The sequence below is a fragment of the Achromobacter sp. RT286_PF genome, assembly GCF_059760425.1.
Map to the genome: position 1 here is coordinate 53,159 of NZ_JCBAMR010000023.1, position 16,926 is coordinate 70,084.

13 protein-coding genes are annotated in these 16,926 nt (G+C 66.6%); 5 read left to right on the forward strand and 8 right to left on the reverse strand.

Translation table 11 applies throughout. From position 1 onward, the window contains the following. Positions 1–124: 124 nt before the first annotated feature. The 5 genes from AC6LJY_RS17995 to garD form a co-directional block, all read right to left on the reverse strand. On the reverse strand, positions 125–1,219 hold the full coding sequence (locus AC6LJY_RS17995) for a Crp/Fnr family transcriptional regulator (RefSeq protein WP_104145794.1): 1,095 nt from the start codon (positions 1,217–1,219) through the stop codon (positions 125–127). A gap of 133 nt (positions 1,220–1,352) precedes the next feature. Continuing rightward, positions 1,353–2,318 carry a helix-turn-helix domain-containing protein gene (locus AC6LJY_RS18000; protein ID WP_314360527.1) on the reverse strand — a complete coding sequence of 322 codons (966 nt, stop codon included), beginning with the start codon at positions 2,316–2,318 and terminating at the stop codon, positions 1,353–1,355. A 671-nt stretch (positions 2,319–2,989) separates the two neighbouring features. Then, entirely contained in the window at positions 2,990–3,994 is a 1,005-nt protein-coding gene (locus AC6LJY_RS18005; protein WP_046807067.1) for a Bug family tripartite tricarboxylate transporter substrate binding protein, read from the reverse strand. A gap of 134 nt (positions 3,995–4,128) precedes the next feature. Beyond that, complete coding sequence (locus tag AC6LJY_RS18010; protein ID WP_104145778.1) at positions 4,129–5,178, reverse strand: SMP-30/gluconolactonase/LRE family protein; 1,050 nt, start codon at positions 5,176–5,178, stop codon at positions 4,129–4,131. Between the two features lie 79 nt (positions 5,179–5,257). Continuing rightward, complete coding sequence (gene garD, locus AC6LJY_RS18015) at positions 5,258–6,841, reverse strand: galactarate dehydratase (RefSeq protein WP_498136482.1); 1,584 nt, start codon at positions 6,839–6,841, stop codon at positions 5,258–5,260. A gap of 250 nt (positions 6,842–7,091) precedes the next feature. Here garD and kdgD point away from each other — a divergent pair, with 250 nt between their 5' ends. The 5 genes from kdgD to AC6LJY_RS18040 all read left to right on the forward strand — a co-directional run bounded on the left by kdgD (position 7,092) and on the right by AC6LJY_RS18040 (position 14,182). Next, positions 7,092–8,006 (forward strand): 5-dehydro-4-deoxyglucarate dehydratase, encoded by a 915-nt coding sequence (gene kdgD / locus AC6LJY_RS18020; protein WP_498136483.1) that lies wholly within the window; start codon positions 7,092–7,094, stop codon positions 8,004–8,006. Between the two features lie 62 nt (positions 8,007–8,068). Then, positions 8,069–9,652, forward strand: coding sequence for an aldehyde dehydrogenase (NADP(+)) (locus AC6LJY_RS18025; RefSeq protein ID WP_498136484.1), 1,584 nt, complete (start codon positions 8,069–8,071; stop codon positions 9,650–9,652). A 312-nt stretch (positions 9,653–9,964) separates the two neighbouring features. Continuing rightward, positions 9,965–10,573 (forward strand): sigma-70 family RNA polymerase sigma factor, encoded by a 609-nt coding sequence (locus AC6LJY_RS18030; RefSeq protein WP_314360611.1) that lies wholly within the window; start codon positions 9,965–9,967, stop codon positions 10,571–10,573. Further along, positions 10,570–11,565 carry a FecR family protein gene (locus AC6LJY_RS18035; RefSeq protein WP_498136485.1) on the forward strand — a complete coding sequence of 332 codons (996 nt, stop codon included), beginning with the start codon at positions 10,570–10,572 and terminating at the stop codon, positions 11,563–11,565. Before AC6LJY_RS18030 ends, AC6LJY_RS18035 begins: the two co-directional genes overlap by 4 nt. Positions 11,566–11,791: 226 nt before the next feature. Further along, a complete protein-coding gene (locus tag AC6LJY_RS18040; RefSeq protein ID WP_498136486.1) occupies positions 11,792–14,182 on the forward strand; it encodes a TonB-dependent siderophore receptor in 2,391 nt (796 codons plus the stop codon). Between the two features lie 82 nt (positions 14,183–14,264). Here AC6LJY_RS18040 and AC6LJY_RS18045 read toward each other — a convergent pair whose 3' ends face one another. From AC6LJY_RS18045 to AC6LJY_RS18055, 3 genes are read right to left on the reverse strand one after another with little or no spacing between them, the layout of a single operon-like run. Then, positions 14,265–15,404, reverse strand: a complete 1,140-nt coding sequence (locus tag AC6LJY_RS18045) for a hybrid sensor histidine kinase/response regulator (protein WP_046807060.1) — start codon at positions 15,402–15,404, stop codon at positions 14,265–14,267. Between the two features lie 20 nt (positions 15,405–15,424). Then, positions 15,425–16,066, reverse strand: coding sequence for a chemotaxis protein CheB (locus tag AC6LJY_RS18050; RefSeq protein ID WP_498136487.1), 642 nt, complete (start codon positions 16,064–16,066; stop codon positions 15,425–15,427). Further along, positions 16,063–16,902 carry a CheR family methyltransferase gene (locus tag AC6LJY_RS18055; protein WP_314360542.1) on the reverse strand — a complete coding sequence of 280 codons (840 nt, stop codon included), beginning with the start codon at positions 16,900–16,902 and terminating at the stop codon, positions 16,063–16,065. Before AC6LJY_RS18055 ends, AC6LJY_RS18050 begins: the two co-directional genes overlap by 4 nt. Positions 16,903–16,926 lie beyond the last annotated feature (24 nt).

Sequence of the window (16,926 nt, forward strand, 5' to 3'; positions counted from 1 at the left end):
CGGTGTGAGGGGCGGGCCGCCGGCTTAGTGGTGGAACCGCCGGCCTAGTGGTGGAACCGCCGGCCTAATGACCGAGCCGCGTGCTCAGTGGTGGAACCGCCGGCGTAGTGACCGAGCCGCCGGCTTAGTGCGCCGAGGCGTCCAGGAAACGGTGCACGACGCGCACCGCGGCCGCGCCTTCGGCGATGCCCGCCAGCACTTGCGGCACGCAGCCGGCGCGCACCGAGCCGGCTGCGAACACGCCGGGCTGCGAGCTTTCATAGGCGCGTGCCTGCATGGACCCGGCGGCGGCGCGACCGGTGTGGATGCGGCCCCGGTCATCGGTGTCCAGGCAGCCCTCCAGCCAGTCGGTATTGCCCTGGCCCGATCCGTCTTCGGCCAGGCCGGTCGCCACGATCAGGCTGCGCGCCTCGATCACCTGGCCATCATCCAGCCACACCTGGTAGGGATAGCTGGCGCTGTCGAACGCGGTCGCCAGCCGTTGCGGCATGACGTGCGATCCAAAATGGCGGCTTTGCGTTTCGGCGCGGCGCAGCAGTCCGCCATCGCACAAGCCCGTGAGGGTGCCCGGGAAGGCGGGCAAGGCGTAGGCGCCCGGCGCTTGCGCCCCGCACAGCGAACCGCCCACCAGCAAGGTATGCAGGCCCTCGGACGCGGCATAGGCGGCGGCCGCCAACCCGGCCGGACCGCCGCCGATAACGGCCAGATCCAACACCGGGTCCACCCGCCCTACCCCCATGGCCGACCGCAGGATCGCGCCGCCATATGGGCGCTGGCGCAAATAGCTGATCCGGCGCAGCATGAACGCCCGCAGCACGATGTCCGCCAGCGTGGGTTCGGCCAGCAACAGCCGCGCCAGGGCCTCGCGCGACAGGCGCAGCAGCCGGCTGTCCGACGCGGCGCGGGCCGTGACGGCATTAGGGCGGTCGGTGAACAGGTCCAGGCTGCCGGTAAATTCGCCATCGCGATGCACCAGCAGGCTTTGCATGGCGCCGTCGGCCTCGCATTCCAGCACTTCAACCGTGCCTTGCAGCAGGATGTGAAAGGCGGCCTCCTGGCCGCCGCTTTGCAGCAGCACGCTGCCGGCCGGCGCCAGCATGGGTTCACCGTAAGGCGTGGCCCGCGCGATCTGGGCGGCGGTCAGCATGGGAAACGCCTGCGCATGCAAGGCCGGCAAGTCCGGCGGACGGCAGGCAAGGTCGATGGCTGGGCGATTCATGAGATTCACGTCCGGGTAGTCCGAAGAAAGCGGCAAGATACGCTATCAAGATAGCTTCGGGCTGCCGGTGGGTCTTGCGTACTTGGGTGTTGCTTTGTACGAAAGAGCAATGATCGCACAACGGGCAGGCGCCCTAGGCGTGCACCTTGCGCCAAGCGCCCGGCGACACGCCCACCACGCTGGTGAACACGCGTGTCAAATGGGCCTGGTCCGCAAAACCGCACAGCAGCGCGATGTCGGTAATCGACTGTCCCGGCACCCGCAGCAATTCCTGTGCCTTTTGCACGCGCTGCTCAAGCAGCCATCGGTGTGGCGTGGTGCCTACCGTCTGGCGGAAGGCCTTGATGAAATAGCTGCGCGACAGGTTGCAGGCTTCGGCGATATCCGTCATCGACAAATCTTCGCGCAGGGTCGACAGCAACATGTCCTTGGCGCGCGCTTCCAGCTTGCGCGACAGCACGCGCGTGCCGCCCGCGGGCTCCCAGCCGGTCGTGGCGCCAGCGCCGTAATGCGCCAGCAGGTGCGCACCGATCGTCAGGCTCAGGTGTTCCACAAACAAGCTGTTGGCCGGCGCGGGCTGCGCCAGCACCGTCGTCAATACTTGCGATAGATTTGCCAGCACGGGGTCGCCCTTGCCCGTGCGCGGCAGCAGGCTGCTGACCCGGGACCCGCCTTTTTCATCGTTGACGCGTTCGATGAAGGCGCGCGGCAATTCAATCAGCACAAAGTCAAAACCGCCGGTCAGGTCGGCGCGGTAATCATCGTTGAAGTCGCGGATGTAGACCGACCCGATATCAAAATCGTGGGCCGTTGCATGCTGGCCTTGCAGGATGCGGCGGCGGTGGCCCCCCTGCATCGCCACGCCCACCAGAAAACCCCGGTCGGACGCGGGCGTCTCCACGGTGCCGAAGCGTTCGTTGTCGGTGCGCTTGCGATAAAACGTCAGCCCGCCGCCTTCGAAATGCTGGTTGATGACCAGCTTGCTGGCCGAACACCCCAGGGCGTCGGTGGACGGCGCGGGCTTGGGCGCGGCGGCAGCCAGCAGGAAGGGTTCAGGCCCTGGGGCGGGCTCGGACATAAGGCGTTGGCGGACAGGCATGGATGGGTTCCCCAGAGTCGCGACCGGTGCAAAGAAACGCAACAATCTTGTTATCGGCGGGAAGATAACAGGCCGTGTTGCCCTGCAACAAGTATCGTCACGCATTTTTTCAACATGGTGTCACGGCGGGCGTCGCCGACACTAACGCGGTAACACTGGGCCGGGCGTCAATGGCCCAACGGGCGGCCCCGAGCGCGAGGGCATCGGCGGCAGTTTCGGTTGTGCCGAACCACTCCACGGCGGGTTGGCGGGCATGGTGCGGGAGCTGGGTGGCGGGTAGCCGGTGCCGCCACAAGAGGTGCCCAGGCAGGGTTGCCCGCTGCGGTTCGGGTCAACCGTCTTCGGGCAAGACGTGCCCAGGCACGTGTCAGGCAAGGTGCGCGCGGAGGCGGGGGGTTGCGGGACGCTGGGCACGCCGTCCCGCGCTGGCGCGGGGCCAGCCGCCAGCGCCAGGGACGCGGCCAGGATCAGGGCTTTCATCGTGGCTCCAGAGGATGACGAATGCGGGGCAAGCCTGGCACGAGTGTGCGCCCATCCGCCCCGCCTTCGCAACCCGTGGGATCGGTGCGGTCCGTGCGGTGCGCGCAGTTCGCACCGCCCGCGCCAGCCCACAGCCAACCCGCGGCCAGCAAGCCAGCCAACAACCCGGCCAGCACCCGCGCCCGCGCGGATCAATCCAGCCGGATATCCGCGCTTTTCACGACCTTGGCCCAACGCGCGCGTTCGCTGTTGAAGAACTGCGTCAGCTCGGCCGGGTTGCGTGTCACGATCTCGGCGCCCTGCTCGTTCAATTGCGCCTTCACGTCGGGCTGGTTGACGATCTGGGCCAGCAGCACGGCCAGGCGTTCGGCTACCGGGTCCGTGGTGGTGACCGGGGCCATCACGCCTTGCCACGTGCCCGATTCAAAGCCCTTGACGCCCTGTTCGGAAATGGTCGGGATATCGGGCACCAGCTGCATGCGTTCGCCCTTGGAAATGGCGATGGGGCGCAGCTTGCCGGCCTTGATGTGCGGCAATGTGGCCAGCAGGCCGTTCATGATGATCTGCGTCTGGCCCCCGATGGTGTCGGTGACCGCCTGCGAGCCGCCCTTGTACGGCACGTATTCCCACTGCGCGCCGGTGGCCTGCTGCACGGCCACGGCCGCCAGGTGCGGCGCGCTGCCAATCGCCGTCACGGCAAAATTCAGCCGCTGCTTCTTCGACAGGTCCACCAGTTCTTGAACCGTCTTGGCCGGCACGTCGGGATGCACGGCCAGCACGTGCGGCGAATACGCCAGCATGCTGACGGCGCGCAGGTCCTTGGACGGGTCAAACGACAGCTTCGTGTATACGGACGGGCTGATTGCCAGCGCGCCCACATCGCACAACAACACGGTGTGGCCTTCGGCCGCCGATTGCACCACCAGGCCCGCGCCCAGGTTGCCGTTGGCGCCGGGCTTGTTTTCCACGACCACCGTCTGCTTGAGCGCGTCGGACAGGCGCGGCGCCAGGATGCGCGCGATGATGTCCGACGAGCCCCCGGGCGGGTAAGGCACGATGATGCGCACCGGCCGCGTGGGCCAGTTCGCCGCATTGCCACCGGCGGATGCGCCGGCTTGCTGCGCCCATGCCGGCACCAGCGGCGACAGGCATAGCGCCGCGGCGCCGCCCAGGAAATGTCTCTTGCTTACGTCCATGCTGTCTCCACACTGTTTGAGGTGTTCTGGGGTAATACCGGCGCGGCGCCCCGCCTGCGTCGCCGCGCACGAAAATCAAAGTGGCCTGCGTTCAGTGGCCTGCGTTCAGTGGCCTGCGTTCAGCCCATCTGCACTCAGGCCGCCCCGCGCGTTTCCACGTAAAGCGCGTACAACGAATGGCTGCTGGCCATGAACAGGCGGTTGCGCTTGGCGCCGCCAAAGCACAGGTTGGCGCAGCGTTCCGGCAGCCGGATGTGGCCGATAGGCTTGCCGGCGGGGTTGAACACCATCACGCCGTCCAGCTCTTCGGACTTGGCATTGGGCGCGCCATTGCTGCCCCAGCCGCACCACAGGTTGCCGTCTTCGTCGCACTTGATGCCGTCGATGGCGCCGGGGCCTTGCGCGTCGATATGCACGCGCTTGCCCGACAAGGCGCCGTCCGCGCCCACGTCATACGCCCACACCACGCGGTTCGGTTGATGGCGCGACTCGACCACATAAAGGATTTTTTCGTCGGGTGAAAAGCACAGGCCATTGGGGCCGGCCAGGTCGTCCAGCGCGCGCGTCACACGGCCGTCGGCCGGGTCGATGCGGTAAACGCCATGCGGCAGTTCGGGCTTTGCCTTGTCACCTTCCCAATGCCCGCCGATACCGAACGGCGGGTCGGTGAACCAGATGGCGCCGTTGCGCTGGCAGACGATGTCGTTGGGGGAATTCAGGCGCTTGCCGTCATAGCCGTCGGCCAGCACGGTGATGGACCCGTCGTAGTCGGTGCGCGTGACCCGGCGCGTCAAGTGTTCGCAGGCCAGCAGACGCCCCTGGCGGTCACGCGCCAGCCCGTTGCTGAAATTGGCCGGTTGGCGAAACACGCTGATCGCGCCCGTCGTTTCGTCCCAGCGCAGGATGCGGTCGTTGGGAATGTCGGACACCAGCAGATAGCGGCCGTCGCCCACCCAGACGGGGCCTTCCAGCCAACGGAAGCCGCTGGCCAGTTGCTCGACGCTGCTGCTGTAGATGCGGTATTTGGAAAACTCCGGGTCCAGGATGCGCACCGACGGGTCGGGGTAGCGCTGCTGCGGCGTGAAGTTGAACGACTGCGCCTGGGCCAGCGCGGCCGGTCCCAACGCCAATGCGGCGCCCAGCAGTCGACGGCGGCCGGGTTGGGCCAAGGGGGCATGCTCCATCGGTGTCTCCTCTTGTCGGTGTAGTGCGATGGCAATGCGGTCAGCGTAGGGTCCGGCTTGGACGCGGATCAGCGCCGCGTCAGGTCACCGGCCCGGGGTTGAACAACGCCAGGGCGTTGTGCAGCTTGAGTTTTTCGGCACAGGTCTGCTGGCGGCCGCTGGCCACGTCCAGCATCAGGCGAAACAGTTCCCAGCCCACGTCTTCGATCGATGCCTGACCGGTGGCGATGCGCCCCGCGTTCACGTCCATCAGGTCGTGCCAGCGCCGCGCCAGGCTGTCGCGCGTGGCCACCTTGATCACCGGCACCTGCGCCAGGCCGTAAGGCGTGCCGCGCCCGGTGGTGAAGATGTGCAGGTTCATGCCCGCGGCCAGTTGCAGCGTGCCGCAGATGAAATCGCTGGCGGGCGTGGCGGCAAAGATCAGGCCCTTTTGCGTCAGCCGGTTGCCGGGCGACAACACGCCGTGGATCGGCGAGGAGCCCGACTTCACGATCGACCCCATCGCCTTTTCCACGATGTTCGACAAGCCGCCCTTCTTGTTGCCCGGGCTGGTGTTGGCGCTGCGGTCCGCCATGCCGCGTTGCAGGTAGTCGTCGTACCAGGCCATCTCGCGCACCAGCGCGTCGGCCACTTCCGGCGTGGCGGCGCGCGCGGTCAGCTGGTCGATGCCGTCGCGCACTTCGGTGTTCTCGGAAAACATCACGGTGCCGCCCGCACGCACCAGCAGGTCGGTGGCGAACCCCACGGCGGGGTTGGCCGTGACGCCCGAAAATGCGTCGCTGCCCCCGCACTGCACACCGACCGTCAGGTCCGACACGGGGCAGGTTTCGCGGCGCCGCGCGTTCAGCTTTTGCAGATGGCGTTCGGCGGTGCGCATGATCAGATCGATCATCGACTGAAAGCCCACGTTCTCTTCGTCTTGCAAGACGATGGTGTCGACGCCTTCGACGTCATCACCGCTTTTGCCCATGCCCTCGCCCGCGCGGATCGGAATGGCGTTGGGGGCCAGCAAGCGTTCGGGTTGCAGCTTTTCGCACCCCAGGCTGACCACCATGGACGTGCCGCCAAAGTTCGGGTTGCGCGCAATGTTGTGCAGCGTGCGGATGGGAATGGCGGCGCCCGGCGCGTCAATGGCGACGCCGCAACCGTAGGTGTGTTCGATGCCCACCACGTCGTCCACGTTGGGATAGCGCGGCAGCAGTTCCTGGCGGATTCGCGCCACGGCGTGTTCGACCACGCCCTGCACGCATTGCACGGTGGTGCTGATGGCCAGGATGTTGCGCGTGCCAACGGTGCCGTCGGCATTGCGATAGCCTTCGAACGTATAGCCTTCCAGCGGCGGCAACGGCGTCACGCGCGTGCCCACGGGCAGGTCTTCCAAGTTGCGCGCCGACGGCATGGTGGTCACGCGTTCGTTCACCCAGCTGCCGCGCGGCAAGGCCTTGGCCGCGTAACCGACCACCACGTTGTAGCGGACCACGGCATCGCCTTCGGCCAGATCGCGCAACGCGACCTTGTGGCCTTGCGGCACGGCGTCCACCAACTGCAATCCATCGGGCAACACCGTACCGGCGGGCAAGCCGCCTTCATTGGCGACGATGGCCACGTTGTCATCCGCGTGTATCTTGATGAGCACGGGCGCCTGGGGTTGCGCAACCTGCATGAAAAGTCCTTTTGCATAGGGATGCAGGCAAATCCGGCATCCAAAACGTTATCGTACAACCGTGAGAATATCCTTGAACGCGGTCAAAAATAAATTTCGGGTTTCCCCTTGTCTACAAGTGAAACCATAGAGCGGGCGCCCTTGAAACGGGTGTAAACGTGTTGTACGATGACTTACCTTTTCACCACCGCCCCCCTCGCGCCAAGCCCCCTCAAGCAGGCTGGGCGCGACCACACCGGACGATCGCGCTATGACCACCCCGCAGGAACTCAAGGAAATTGTTTCGGAAGGTTTGCTGTCCTTCCCCGTGACGGACTTTGACCAGAACGGCGATTTCAACGCCAAGACCTACGCCGCACGCCTGGAATGGCTGGCCCCGTATGGCGCCACCGCGCTGTTCGCCGCGGGCGGCACTGGCGAGTTCTTCTCCCTGGCGCCCCAGGAATATTCGGACGTCATCCGCACCGCCGTGCAAACCTGCGCCGGCAAGGTGCCGATCCTGGCCGGCGCCGGTGGCCCCACCCGCACCGCCATCGCCTACGCACAAGAAGCCGAGCGCCAGGGCGCCAAGGGCATCCTGCTGCTGCCCCACTACCTGACCGAAGCCTCGCAAGACGGCATCGCCGCGCACGTGGACGAAGTCTGCAAGTCCATCAAGATCGGCGTCATCGTCTACAACCGCGCCCAGTCCCGCCTGTCGGCCGACAGCCTGGAACGCCTGGCCGAACGCTGCCCGAACCTGGTCGGTTTCAAGGACGGCATTGGCGACATCGAAGCCATGGTGCGCATCCGCCGCAAGATGGGCGACCGCTTTTCGTACCTGGGCGGCCTGCCCACGGCTGAAGTCTATGCCGCCGCCTACCGCGCGCTGGGCGTGCCGGTGTATTCGTCGGCCGTCTTCAACTTCGTGCCCAAGACCGCCATGGATTTCTACCGCGCCATTGCCGCCGGGGACTCGGACACCACCAACCGCTTGCTGGATGATTTCTTCCTGCCGTACCTGGAAATCCGCAACCGCAAGGCCGGCTACGCCGTCAGCATCGTCAAGGCCGGCGCCAAGCTGGTCGGCCACGACGCCGGCCCGGTGCGCGCGCCGCTGACTGACCTGACCGGCGAAGAAATGGAAATGCTCAACGCCCTGATCAAGAAGCTCGGCCCCCAGTAAGCGGCCCGACTGAACTGCAATCAGCCCCCGGACTCGGGGGCGTTTTTTTCGGAGAATTCATCATGACACTGACCGGCAAAATGCTGATCGGCTCGACCGCCGTCCTGGGCGGGGGCGCCGCGCAATACGCCATCAACCCGGCCACGGGCGAACGCCTGGAACCGGCCTTCCCCGCCGGCTCGTCCGACGACGTTGCGCGCGCCGCCGAACTGGCCCGCGCCGCCTTCGACACGTACCGTGCCGCCCCGCTGGAAACCCGCGCGCAGTTCCTGGAAAGCATCGCCGAAGGCATCCTGGCGCTGGGCGACGCACTGATTGAACGCACGCACCTGGAAACCGGCCTGCCCGTCGCCCGCCTGCAAGGCGAACGCGGCCGCACCGTGGGCCAGCTGCGCCTGTTTGCGCGGGTCGTGCGCGACGGCTATTTCCTGGACGCCACGATCGACCCCGCACAACCCGAACGCCAGCCGCTGCCGCGCGCCGACCTGCGCCTGGCCAACGTGGCCCTGGGTCCCGTTGCCGTGTTCGGCGCCAGCAACTTCCCGCTGGCCTTCTCGGTGGCCGGCGGCGACACCGCTTCGGCGCTGGCCGCCGGCTGCCCCGTCATCGTCAAGGCGCACAACGCGCATCCCGGCGCCTCGGAAATGGTTGGCCGCGTGATCCAGGCCGCTGTCGCCAAGCACGGTTTGCCCGAAGGCACGTTCTCGTTGCTGTTTGGCGCCGGCAGCGAAATCGGCACCGCGCTGGTGTCGCACCCGGCCATTGCCGCCGTGGGCTTCACGGGTTCGCGCCGTGGCGGTCTGGCGCTGGTTGCCGCCGCCAACGCCCGCCCCGTGCCGATTCCCGTGTACGCCGAAATGTCCAGCATCAACCCCGTGTTCCTGATGCCGGCCGCTTTGGAAGCGCGCGCCGAAGCCATCGCCAAGGGCTTCGTGGATTCGCTGGCCATGGGCGTGGGCCAGTTCTGCACCAACCCCGGCCTGGTCGTGGGCGTTGAAGGCCCGGCGCTGGACCGCTTCCGTAAAGCCGCCGCCGAGGCGGTCACCGCCAAGGGCGCGGCCACCATGCTGACCCCGGGCATCTTCGCGGCCTACCAGGAAGGCGCCGATGCACTGGCCAAGCACGCCAGCGTGACCACCCTGGGCCGTGGCGAAGCGTCCAAGCCGGCCGCCAACGCGGCGGGCGCGGTGGTGTTCGGCACCGAAGCCGACCGCTTCCTGGCATCGCGCGAACTGGAAGCCGAAGTGTTCGGCCCGGCCTCGCTGGTGGTGGGCTGCCGCGACGTGGCCCAGATGACGGCCGTGGCCGAGCACCTGGAAGGTCAGTTGACCGCCACCCTGTTCGTGGACGATGCCGACGTGGCCCAGGCCAAGTCCTTGTTGCCCGTGCTGGAGCGCAAGGCCGGCCGCATCCTGGCCAACGGCTACCCGACCGGCGTCGAAGTCAGCCACGCCATGGTGCACGGCGGCCCGTTCCCGGCCACGTCCAATCCGGCCTCGACGTCGGTGGGCGCCACGGCGATCCGCCGCTTCCTGCGTCCGGTCTGCTATCAGGACCTGCCCGACGCGCTGCTGCCCGACGGCGTCAAGCGCGCCAACCCCTTGTCGATCGCCCGCATGGTCGACGGCGTGCTGACGCCGGCTTGAGCTAGCGAAGAACGGCAGCCCGCGCCCGCGCAATGCGGGACGCGGGTTGCTGGTGGTTTGGGCCAGTGGTCCGGACCGGTGGTTTGGGTCGATGGTCCGGGTCGATGGTCCGGGCCGGTGGTTTGGGTCGGTGGTCCGTGTTCCAGCCCGGGGCCGTGACGCCCCCGCGCCACACTGGTTTTTGCCCGGGTTGCCAAGCCGCCCGGCGCCGCGCAATAATCTGCCCTCGGTAAATAATTGATAAGTGTTCGCATTAGCATTAATGCCGACACCTGTCGTGAGCGGGCGGGACCCTTGAGCGCTGCACCCCCTTTGTCCACGGACTTCGAACACTTGTACGGCAACCATCATCACTGGTTGCTGGCCTGGGTGAACTGGCGCCTGGGCAACGCGGCGGATGCGGCCGACCTGGCGCACGACGCCTTCGTGCGCCTGTTGACCCGCCCCTGCCATTTCGACAGCCCCCAACAAGCACGCAGCTATCTGCGCAAGATGGCCAACGGCATGTGCGTGGATCTTTGGCGCCGCCGCAGCCTGGAACAAGCTTGGCTGGACGCGCTGGCCACCCAACCCGAACCCACCGTTTCGTCCGCCGAAGACCAGGCGATGGTCCTGGAAGCGCTGGGCGAAATCGACACGATGCTGCGCGAACTGCCGCCCAAGGTCGCGCACGCATTCGTCATGGCGGTGGCGTGCGAAATGACTGATAACGAGGTGGCGGCCACGCTGAACGTGTCGGCGCGCATGGTGCGCAAGTACGTGGCGCGCGCCATGCTGTGCTGCATGAAGCTGGAAGCGCGGCTGGCCGCCGGGCTACCGGATGAACGCGTTGCAGCTCCCGCCGCCGCGCTGCCCGCAACGCACGCAACGCCTGCACTGCCTGCACTGCCCGTATCGCCCGTATCGCCCGTATCGCCATGACGGCCGTGACCGCTGTCGAACCGTCGCACCGCGTCATGGAAGAAGCCGCCGAGTGGTACGCGCGTCTGCGCACCGGGCAGGCGTCCGCCGCCGAACAGCAGCAATGGCGGCAATGGATGGACCGGGGCGCCGAACAGCGGCAAGCGTGGAGCTACGTTGAACGTATCGACCGCCGTTTTACCCCCTTGCAATCCAGCCCTGACCGTCACGCCGCCGTGACGGCATTTCGCCAGGCGCGCAGCGATGCGCCCCGTCGCCGCCGTCAGGTGGTGCTGGGTCTGGCCGGCGCGCTGGGGCTGTCGTGGATCGGCTGGACCGCATGGCGCCAGACGCCCTTGTCCGCGTTGGCCACGCTATGGGGCAACGAATACCAGGCGGGCGTGGGCGAAACCCGGCAGGTGACACTGGCCGACGGCACGACGGTCTGGATCAATGCGCTAAGCGCGTTCAACGTGGCGTACCGCAACACCGAACGCCGCCTGCAACTGGTGGCGGGCGAAATCCTGATCGATACCGCCCAGGACCCGCTGCGGCCGTTCTTCGTGGAAACAAGCCAAGGCCGCGTGCAAGCCTTGGGCACGCGCTTTTCGGTCAGTCAGGGCGATGCGCGCACGCTGGTCGCGGTGTATGACGGCGCGGTGCGGGTAAACCTGTTGCGCTCGGACGCCAGCGAGGTCGTGAACGCGGGCCAGCAGGCGCGCTTTACCGCTGACGCTTTGCAGCCTTTGATGCCGGCCGACCCCGCCCGTGAAAGCTGGCGCCGGGGCTTGCTGCTGGCCAACGGCACGCCGCTGTCCGACGTGGTGGCCGAACTGCGCCGCTACCACCCGGGCCACCTGGGCTTGTCGCCCGAGCTGGGCCGCCTGCCCGTCTTCGGCAGCTATCCGCTTACCGATGTGGACCGCGCGCTGGCCATGTTGGCCTCGGTGCTGCCCATCCGCCTGCAACGCCCCTTGCCTTGGTGGATCAGCATCGAAGCACGCGATGCCTGAAAAATATTCGCGCGCGCAGTTCCGCATTTCGATGCGTCGTTCGATTTAGGAAGCAAGAGTTCTTGCAACGTCCGTTTCGTTGTCCGGCTTCGTTGTCCGGCTTCGTTAGCCCGCTTCGTTGGCCCGCTTCGTTGGCCCGCCTCGTTGGCCGCCTCGTTGGCCGGTTTCGTTGCCTCTCCGCCCGCTTCCTTCATTGACCCCCCGCACGAGCGCACAGGTTTCCGTCATGTCTCACCACTTTCCCTCCGCGCCAGCGCTGGCGCTGGCCATCGCCGCCGTCTTCGCCCCCTGGGCGCCGACCTTGCATGCGCAGTCAGCGCCCGCCGCCGACCTGCTGTCGTTCGACATCCCCGCCGCCCCGGTGGGCCAGGTGCTGACCCGGCTGGCTAATGAAACCGGCATCTTGCTGGCCGCGCCGCCCGACCTGCTGGCCGGCCGCCTGAGCGGCGGCGTGCGGGGCCGCTATACACGCGCCGATGCGTTGACCCAGGCATTGGCCGGCACCGGCCTGCGCGCCACGCGCGAGGCGCCCAACCAGTTCCGCCTGTCCGCCCTGCCCGCGGCCGGCGCCACCACGCTGGAAGCCGTCACCGTCACGGGCAGCGCCCTCGACACCGGCCTGCCCCCCGTCTACGCAGGCGGCCAGGTGGCTAGCGGCGGTCGCATCGGCCTGCTGGGCAACATGAGCGACATGGACACCCCCTTCAGCGCCACGCAATACACGTCCAAGCTGATCGAGGACCAGCAGGCGCAGAACATCGGCGACGTACTGGTCAACGACCCGTCGGTGCGCAACACGTATTCACGCGGCGCGGGACGCGATGAATTCAACATCCGCGGCTTCACCCTGTTCAACTACGACGTGTCGTTCAACGGCCTGTACGGCGTGTCGCCGCGCAACGCCAGTTCGCTGATCGGCGTCGAACGCGTGGAAGTGCTGCGCGGCCCCAACGCCTTGCTCAACGGCATGGCACCGTACGGTTCGGTGGGCGGCGCGATCAACCTGGTGCCCAAGCGCGCCGGCGCCGAGCCGCTTAACCGCTACACCGTCAACTACATCGGCGACTCGCAGTTTGGCGTGCACGCCGACCTGGCGCGCCGCTATGGCGACACCCAACAGTTCGGCGTGCGCCTGAACGTGGCCGGCAGCGGTGGCGACCTGCCGCAAGACGGCTCCAAGGAAAACCTGGGCGCCGTGGCCCTGGGCCTGGACTACCAGGCCGAACGTTTCCGGCTGGACGGCGACATCAACTACCAGAACCGCACCACCGATGCGCGCAGCGGCTTGCTGTTTCCGCCGCCGCCGGGCGTGGACATCGGCGCGGCGCCCGACGCGCGCCGCAACTTCTTTCCGTCATGGACCTATTGGAAGACCAAGGAATGGTCGGGCGCCCTGCGCGCGGAATACGACCTGACGCCCGACTGGACGGTGTACGGCGCCATCGGCGCGCGTAAGCACGACTTTGAAAGCCTGCAAACCAGCTGGCTGATGCTGGACGGCAACGGCGACATCGGCGCCGTGCCGGCCCGTCTGAACGAGAACCTGCTGAGCAAGACGGGCGAAGTCGGCCTGCGCGGGCGCTTTAACACCGGCGCCGTCAAGCATGAGCCGTCCATCAGCGCCAGCGCGCTGGACATCGATTATTCGTCGGCCCGCATCCGTTCGCGCACCGTGTTCTCAAACCTGTACGACCCGGCCGACCTGTCCAAGCCGGACATCGCGCGACCGGGCGACCTGCCCAAGACCAGCGAGTCGCGCCTGTACAGCGTGGCGCTGGCCGACAAGATCTCGTTTCTGGATGACCGCGTGCAGGTCATTGCGGGCTTTCGGCACCAGCGCATCGAGTCCACCAACTTTGACGCCGCCACCGGGCGCAGCACGTCGGAATATGCCAAGTCGGCCGTCACGCCCGCCTTCGCATTGACCGTGCGCCCCACCCAGCGCCTGTCCCTGTACGGCAACTACATCGAAGGCTTGAGCCAGGGCGGCACCGCGCCCGAAGGCTCGGTCAATGCGGGGGAAATGTTCGCGCCGGAAATTGCCAAGCAGATCGAAGTGGGCGGCAAATACGACTTTGGCGAATTCTCCACGACGTTAAGCGCGTTCCAGATCGAAAAACCCAGCAGCTTTCTGGACCCCGACACCCGCCGCTACGTATCCAACGGCCAGCAGCGCAATCGCGGCCTGGAATTGTTGGTGCAAGGCGAAGCCGCGCCCGGCGTGCGATTGCTGGGCGGCGTGGCCTATACCGACGCGCGCCTGACGCGCACCGAGGGCGGTGCCAATGATGGCAACTGGGCGCCGGCCGTGCCGCGCTTTCAGTTCAACGCGGCAGCGGAATGGGACACGCCCTTTCTGCCCGGCCTGACCGTCACGGCGCGCATGTTGCGCACCAGCCAGCAGTATGTCGACGTGGGCAACACGCAGACGATCCCCGGCTGGACCCGCTTTGATCTGGGCGCGCGCTACGCGTTCAACGCCAGCGGCACGCCGATGGTGGTGCGAGCGACGGTGGAAAACGTGTTCAACAAGAACTACTGGCAGTCGGCCGCGCGGGAAGGCTTGACCGTCGGCGCACCGCGCACGGTGCTGCTGTCGGTCTCGGCCGAGTTCTGACCCACGCCGGGGTCTGGTCCGCGCCGGGTACGATCTGCACCGGCTTCGATCTACGCCGAGTTCAATCTGCACCGGCTTCGATCTACGCCGGCGCGCCGCGCTGGCTGTCGCGCGGCAGGTCCACCCGGAAGCGCGTCACGCCGTTACGCGATTCGGCGCCGATGCGGCCGTGATGGCTCAGCACGATCTGCTGCGCGATGAACAAGCCTAGCCCCAGCCCGTTGTGGCTGTCAGCCCGACGCTCGCCGCTGCGAAAGGGATTGAACAGGTGCGGCAGCAACGCCGGTGGAATCGTGCCGCCGTTGCTGACCGTGACCGTGACGCGGTCGGCCACTGTGCCGTCGGCGTGCACATGCACCGGGATGTCGCGGTCGCCATGATGCAGGGCGTTGCCGATCAGGTTGGCAAACACCTGGCACAGGCGGTCGCCGTCCCAGACGCCCGCCATGTCGCCCACGAATTCGCATTCGATCTGCCGGTCGGGCCGGCCCGTCTGCGCTTCGTCCACGGTGCGGCGCACCAGTGCATCCATGCGCTGCTGGGCCGAGGCCAGCGTCAAGCCGCCCGCCTGCCGGATACGCGTAACGTCCAGCAGGTCTTCGATCAACCGCGCCATGCGCTCGCTGCTTTGCAACATGCGCTGGGCCAGGCCCGCCACGCGGCCGGGGTCCGTCTGCCGCTGCAACAGGGACGCCCCCATCACGATCGACTGCAAGGGCGTGCGCAGGTCATGACTTAACACCGCCATGAACATCTCGTTGATCCGCAAGGCTTCGGTGCGCTCTTCCAGCTGCTGCGCCAGCGCGCGCTTGCGCTCATGCAACTCGAAAAAGACGTTTGCCTTCATGCGCAGCATGTGCGGGTCGATGGGCTTGTACAGAAAATCCACGGCGCCGCTTTCATAGCCGCGAAACTGCCAGTTGTGCTCGCGCGAACCGGCGGTGATGAAGATCAGCGGAATGTGGCGCGTGCGCTCGCTGCCCCGGATCAGTTCGGCCAGCTCGAATCCGTTCATGTCAGGCATCTGCACGTCCAGCAGCGCCAGCGCGACGTCGCCGTGGTTCAGCAGCAGTTCAAGCGCTTCGGGTCCGGATTGGGCCTTGAGCACCTGGATCTTTTCATTTTGCAGCAGCGCTTCCAGCGCGATCAGATTTTCGGGAATGTCGTCGACGAGCAGGCATTTGATTCTTTCTTCTTGCGGTTTGGCAGATGTCAGGAACATGGTGTCAAAGCGGTTTAGGGTTACAGCACGGGCTGCGTCGGCAAGCGGGCAAGCATCGCGGCGATCTCGTCGGGGGCCAGTTGGTCATCAACCGCGTGCCGGGCCAACGCCGCTTGCGGCATGGTGGGCATTGAGGCGGACGACGGCGACTGCACCACGGTGCGACCGCCGGCGGCATGAATGGCAGCCAGGCCCTGCGCGCCGTCCTCGTTCGCGCCGGAAAGCAGGATGCCCATCAGCCGGTCGCCATAGCAGTCGGCAGCCGAATCAAACAAGACGTCAATCGACGGCCGTGAAAAATACACGGGCGCGCCGACCGACAACGCCAATCGCGGCCCCTGGTCCACCAACAGGTGGTAATCCGGCGGCGCGAAGTACAGATGACCCGGCTGTATCCAAAGCTGATCTTCCGCCTCCAGCACGGGCAAGGCGCAGCGTTCACGAAAAATATCCACCAGCAGGCTGCGTCGGTCGCGCGGCAAATGCAGCACGATGATCACGGCCGCGCACAGGCGCGCCGGCAAGGCGGGAATCAGCACGTTCAGCGCGTCAAGCGCGCCCGACGAGCCGCCGATGACGATGGCGTCCCACGGGCCCGACGGCGTCCTTGCCGCCGCGCTTGCCGCCGCGCTTGCCGGAAGGGTCGGCGCGCCCGAGCTCACAGCCCCGCCTTTTTGCGGTAGATGCGTTCTTCAAGCACAAAGTCGTCAAAGTTGTCGGCCTGCCCCGTGAACCGCAGCGATTCGCGCGAGCCCAGGCCAAGAAAGCCGCGGTGCACCAGTGCTTCATGGAACAAGCCCAGCGCGCGGTTTTGCAAGTCGCGCTCGAAGTAGATAAGCACGTTGCGGCACGATATCAAGTGCACTTCGGCGAACACGCTGTCAGTGGCCAGGCTGTGATCGGAAAATACCATGTGTTCGCGCAGCCGCTTGTCGAACACCACCCGTCCGTATCGAGCCGTGTAGTAGTCAGACAGCGAGCTCAACCCGCCCGAGCGCGCGTGGTTGCTGGAAAACGCGGCTACGCGGTCCAGGTCGAACACGCCTTGCTCGGCGGCGCGCAGCGCATGCGGGTTGATGTCGGTGGCGTAGATCAGCGCGCGGTCCAGCAAGCCCTCTTCGGCCAACAGAATGGCCAGCGAATAGACCTCTTCGCCGGCGCTGCATCCGGCCACCCACACTTTGATCGACGGGTAGGTACGCAGGATGGGAATGACCTCGGTGCGCAGCGCCTGAAAGTAGCCGGGGTCGCGAAACATGTCGCTGACCTGCACGGTCAGGAACTGCAACAGCGCGGTGAATACCGCCGGTTCATGCAGCACCCGGTCTTGCAACTGCGATAGCGTCTTGCAGCCGAACTGGGTCAGCGCGGTTTGCAGCCGCCGCTTCAGGGACGCCTGCGCGTACTCCCGAAAATCGTAGTGGTAGTGGTGGTAAATCGCATCAAGCAGCAGACGCTGCTCGATGTCGGCAATACGCGCTTTGGCAGAGGCAGGCATGGTGGTGTTCAGCGTAAAAAAGCG

What these genes read in the sequence shown, in the direction of transcription:
- AC6LJY_RS18005 (WP_046807067.1), bottom strand. Translation starts at nt 3,994, where the DNA reads ATGGACGTAAGCAAGAGACATTTCCTGGGCGGCGCCGCGGCGCTATGC.
- AC6LJY_RS18045 (WP_046807060.1), bottom strand. Translation starts at nt 15,404, where the DNA reads ATGTTCCTGACATCTGCCAAACCGCAAGAAGAAAGAATCAAATGCCTG.
- AC6LJY_RS18040 (WP_498136486.1), top strand. Translation starts at nt 11,792, where the DNA reads ATGTCTCACCACTTTCCCTCCGCGCCAGCGCTGGCGCTGGCCATCGCC.
- AC6LJY_RS18010 (WP_104145778.1), bottom strand. Translation starts at nt 5,178, where the DNA reads ATGGAGCATGCCCCCTTGGCCCAACCCGGCCGCCGTCGACTGCTGGGC.
- kdgD (WP_498136483.1), top strand. Translation starts at nt 7,092, where the DNA reads ATGACCACCCCGCAGGAACTCAAGGAAATTGTTTCGGAAGGTTTGCTG.
- AC6LJY_RS18000 (WP_314360527.1), bottom strand. Translation starts at nt 2,318, where the DNA reads ATGCCTGTCCGCCAACGCCTTATGTCCGAGCCCGCCCCAGGGCCTGAA.
- AC6LJY_RS17995 (WP_104145794.1), bottom strand. Translation starts at nt 1,219, where the DNA reads ATGAATCGCCCAGCCATCGACCTTGCCTGCCGTCCGCCGGACTTGCCG.
- AC6LJY_RS18025 (WP_498136484.1), top strand. Translation starts at nt 8,069, where the DNA reads ATGACACTGACCGGCAAAATGCTGATCGGCTCGACCGCCGTCCTGGGC.
- AC6LJY_RS18055 (WP_314360542.1), bottom strand. Translation starts at nt 16,902, where the DNA reads ATGCCTGCCTCTGCCAAAGCGCGTATTGCCGACATCGAGCAGCGTCTG.
- garD (WP_498136482.1), bottom strand. Translation starts at nt 6,841, where the DNA reads ATGCAGGTTGCGCAACCCCAGGCGCCCGTGCTCATCAAGATACACGCG.
- AC6LJY_RS18035 (WP_498136485.1), top strand. Translation starts at nt 10,570, where the DNA reads ATGACGGCCGTGACCGCTGTCGAACCGTCGCACCGCGTCATGGAAGAA.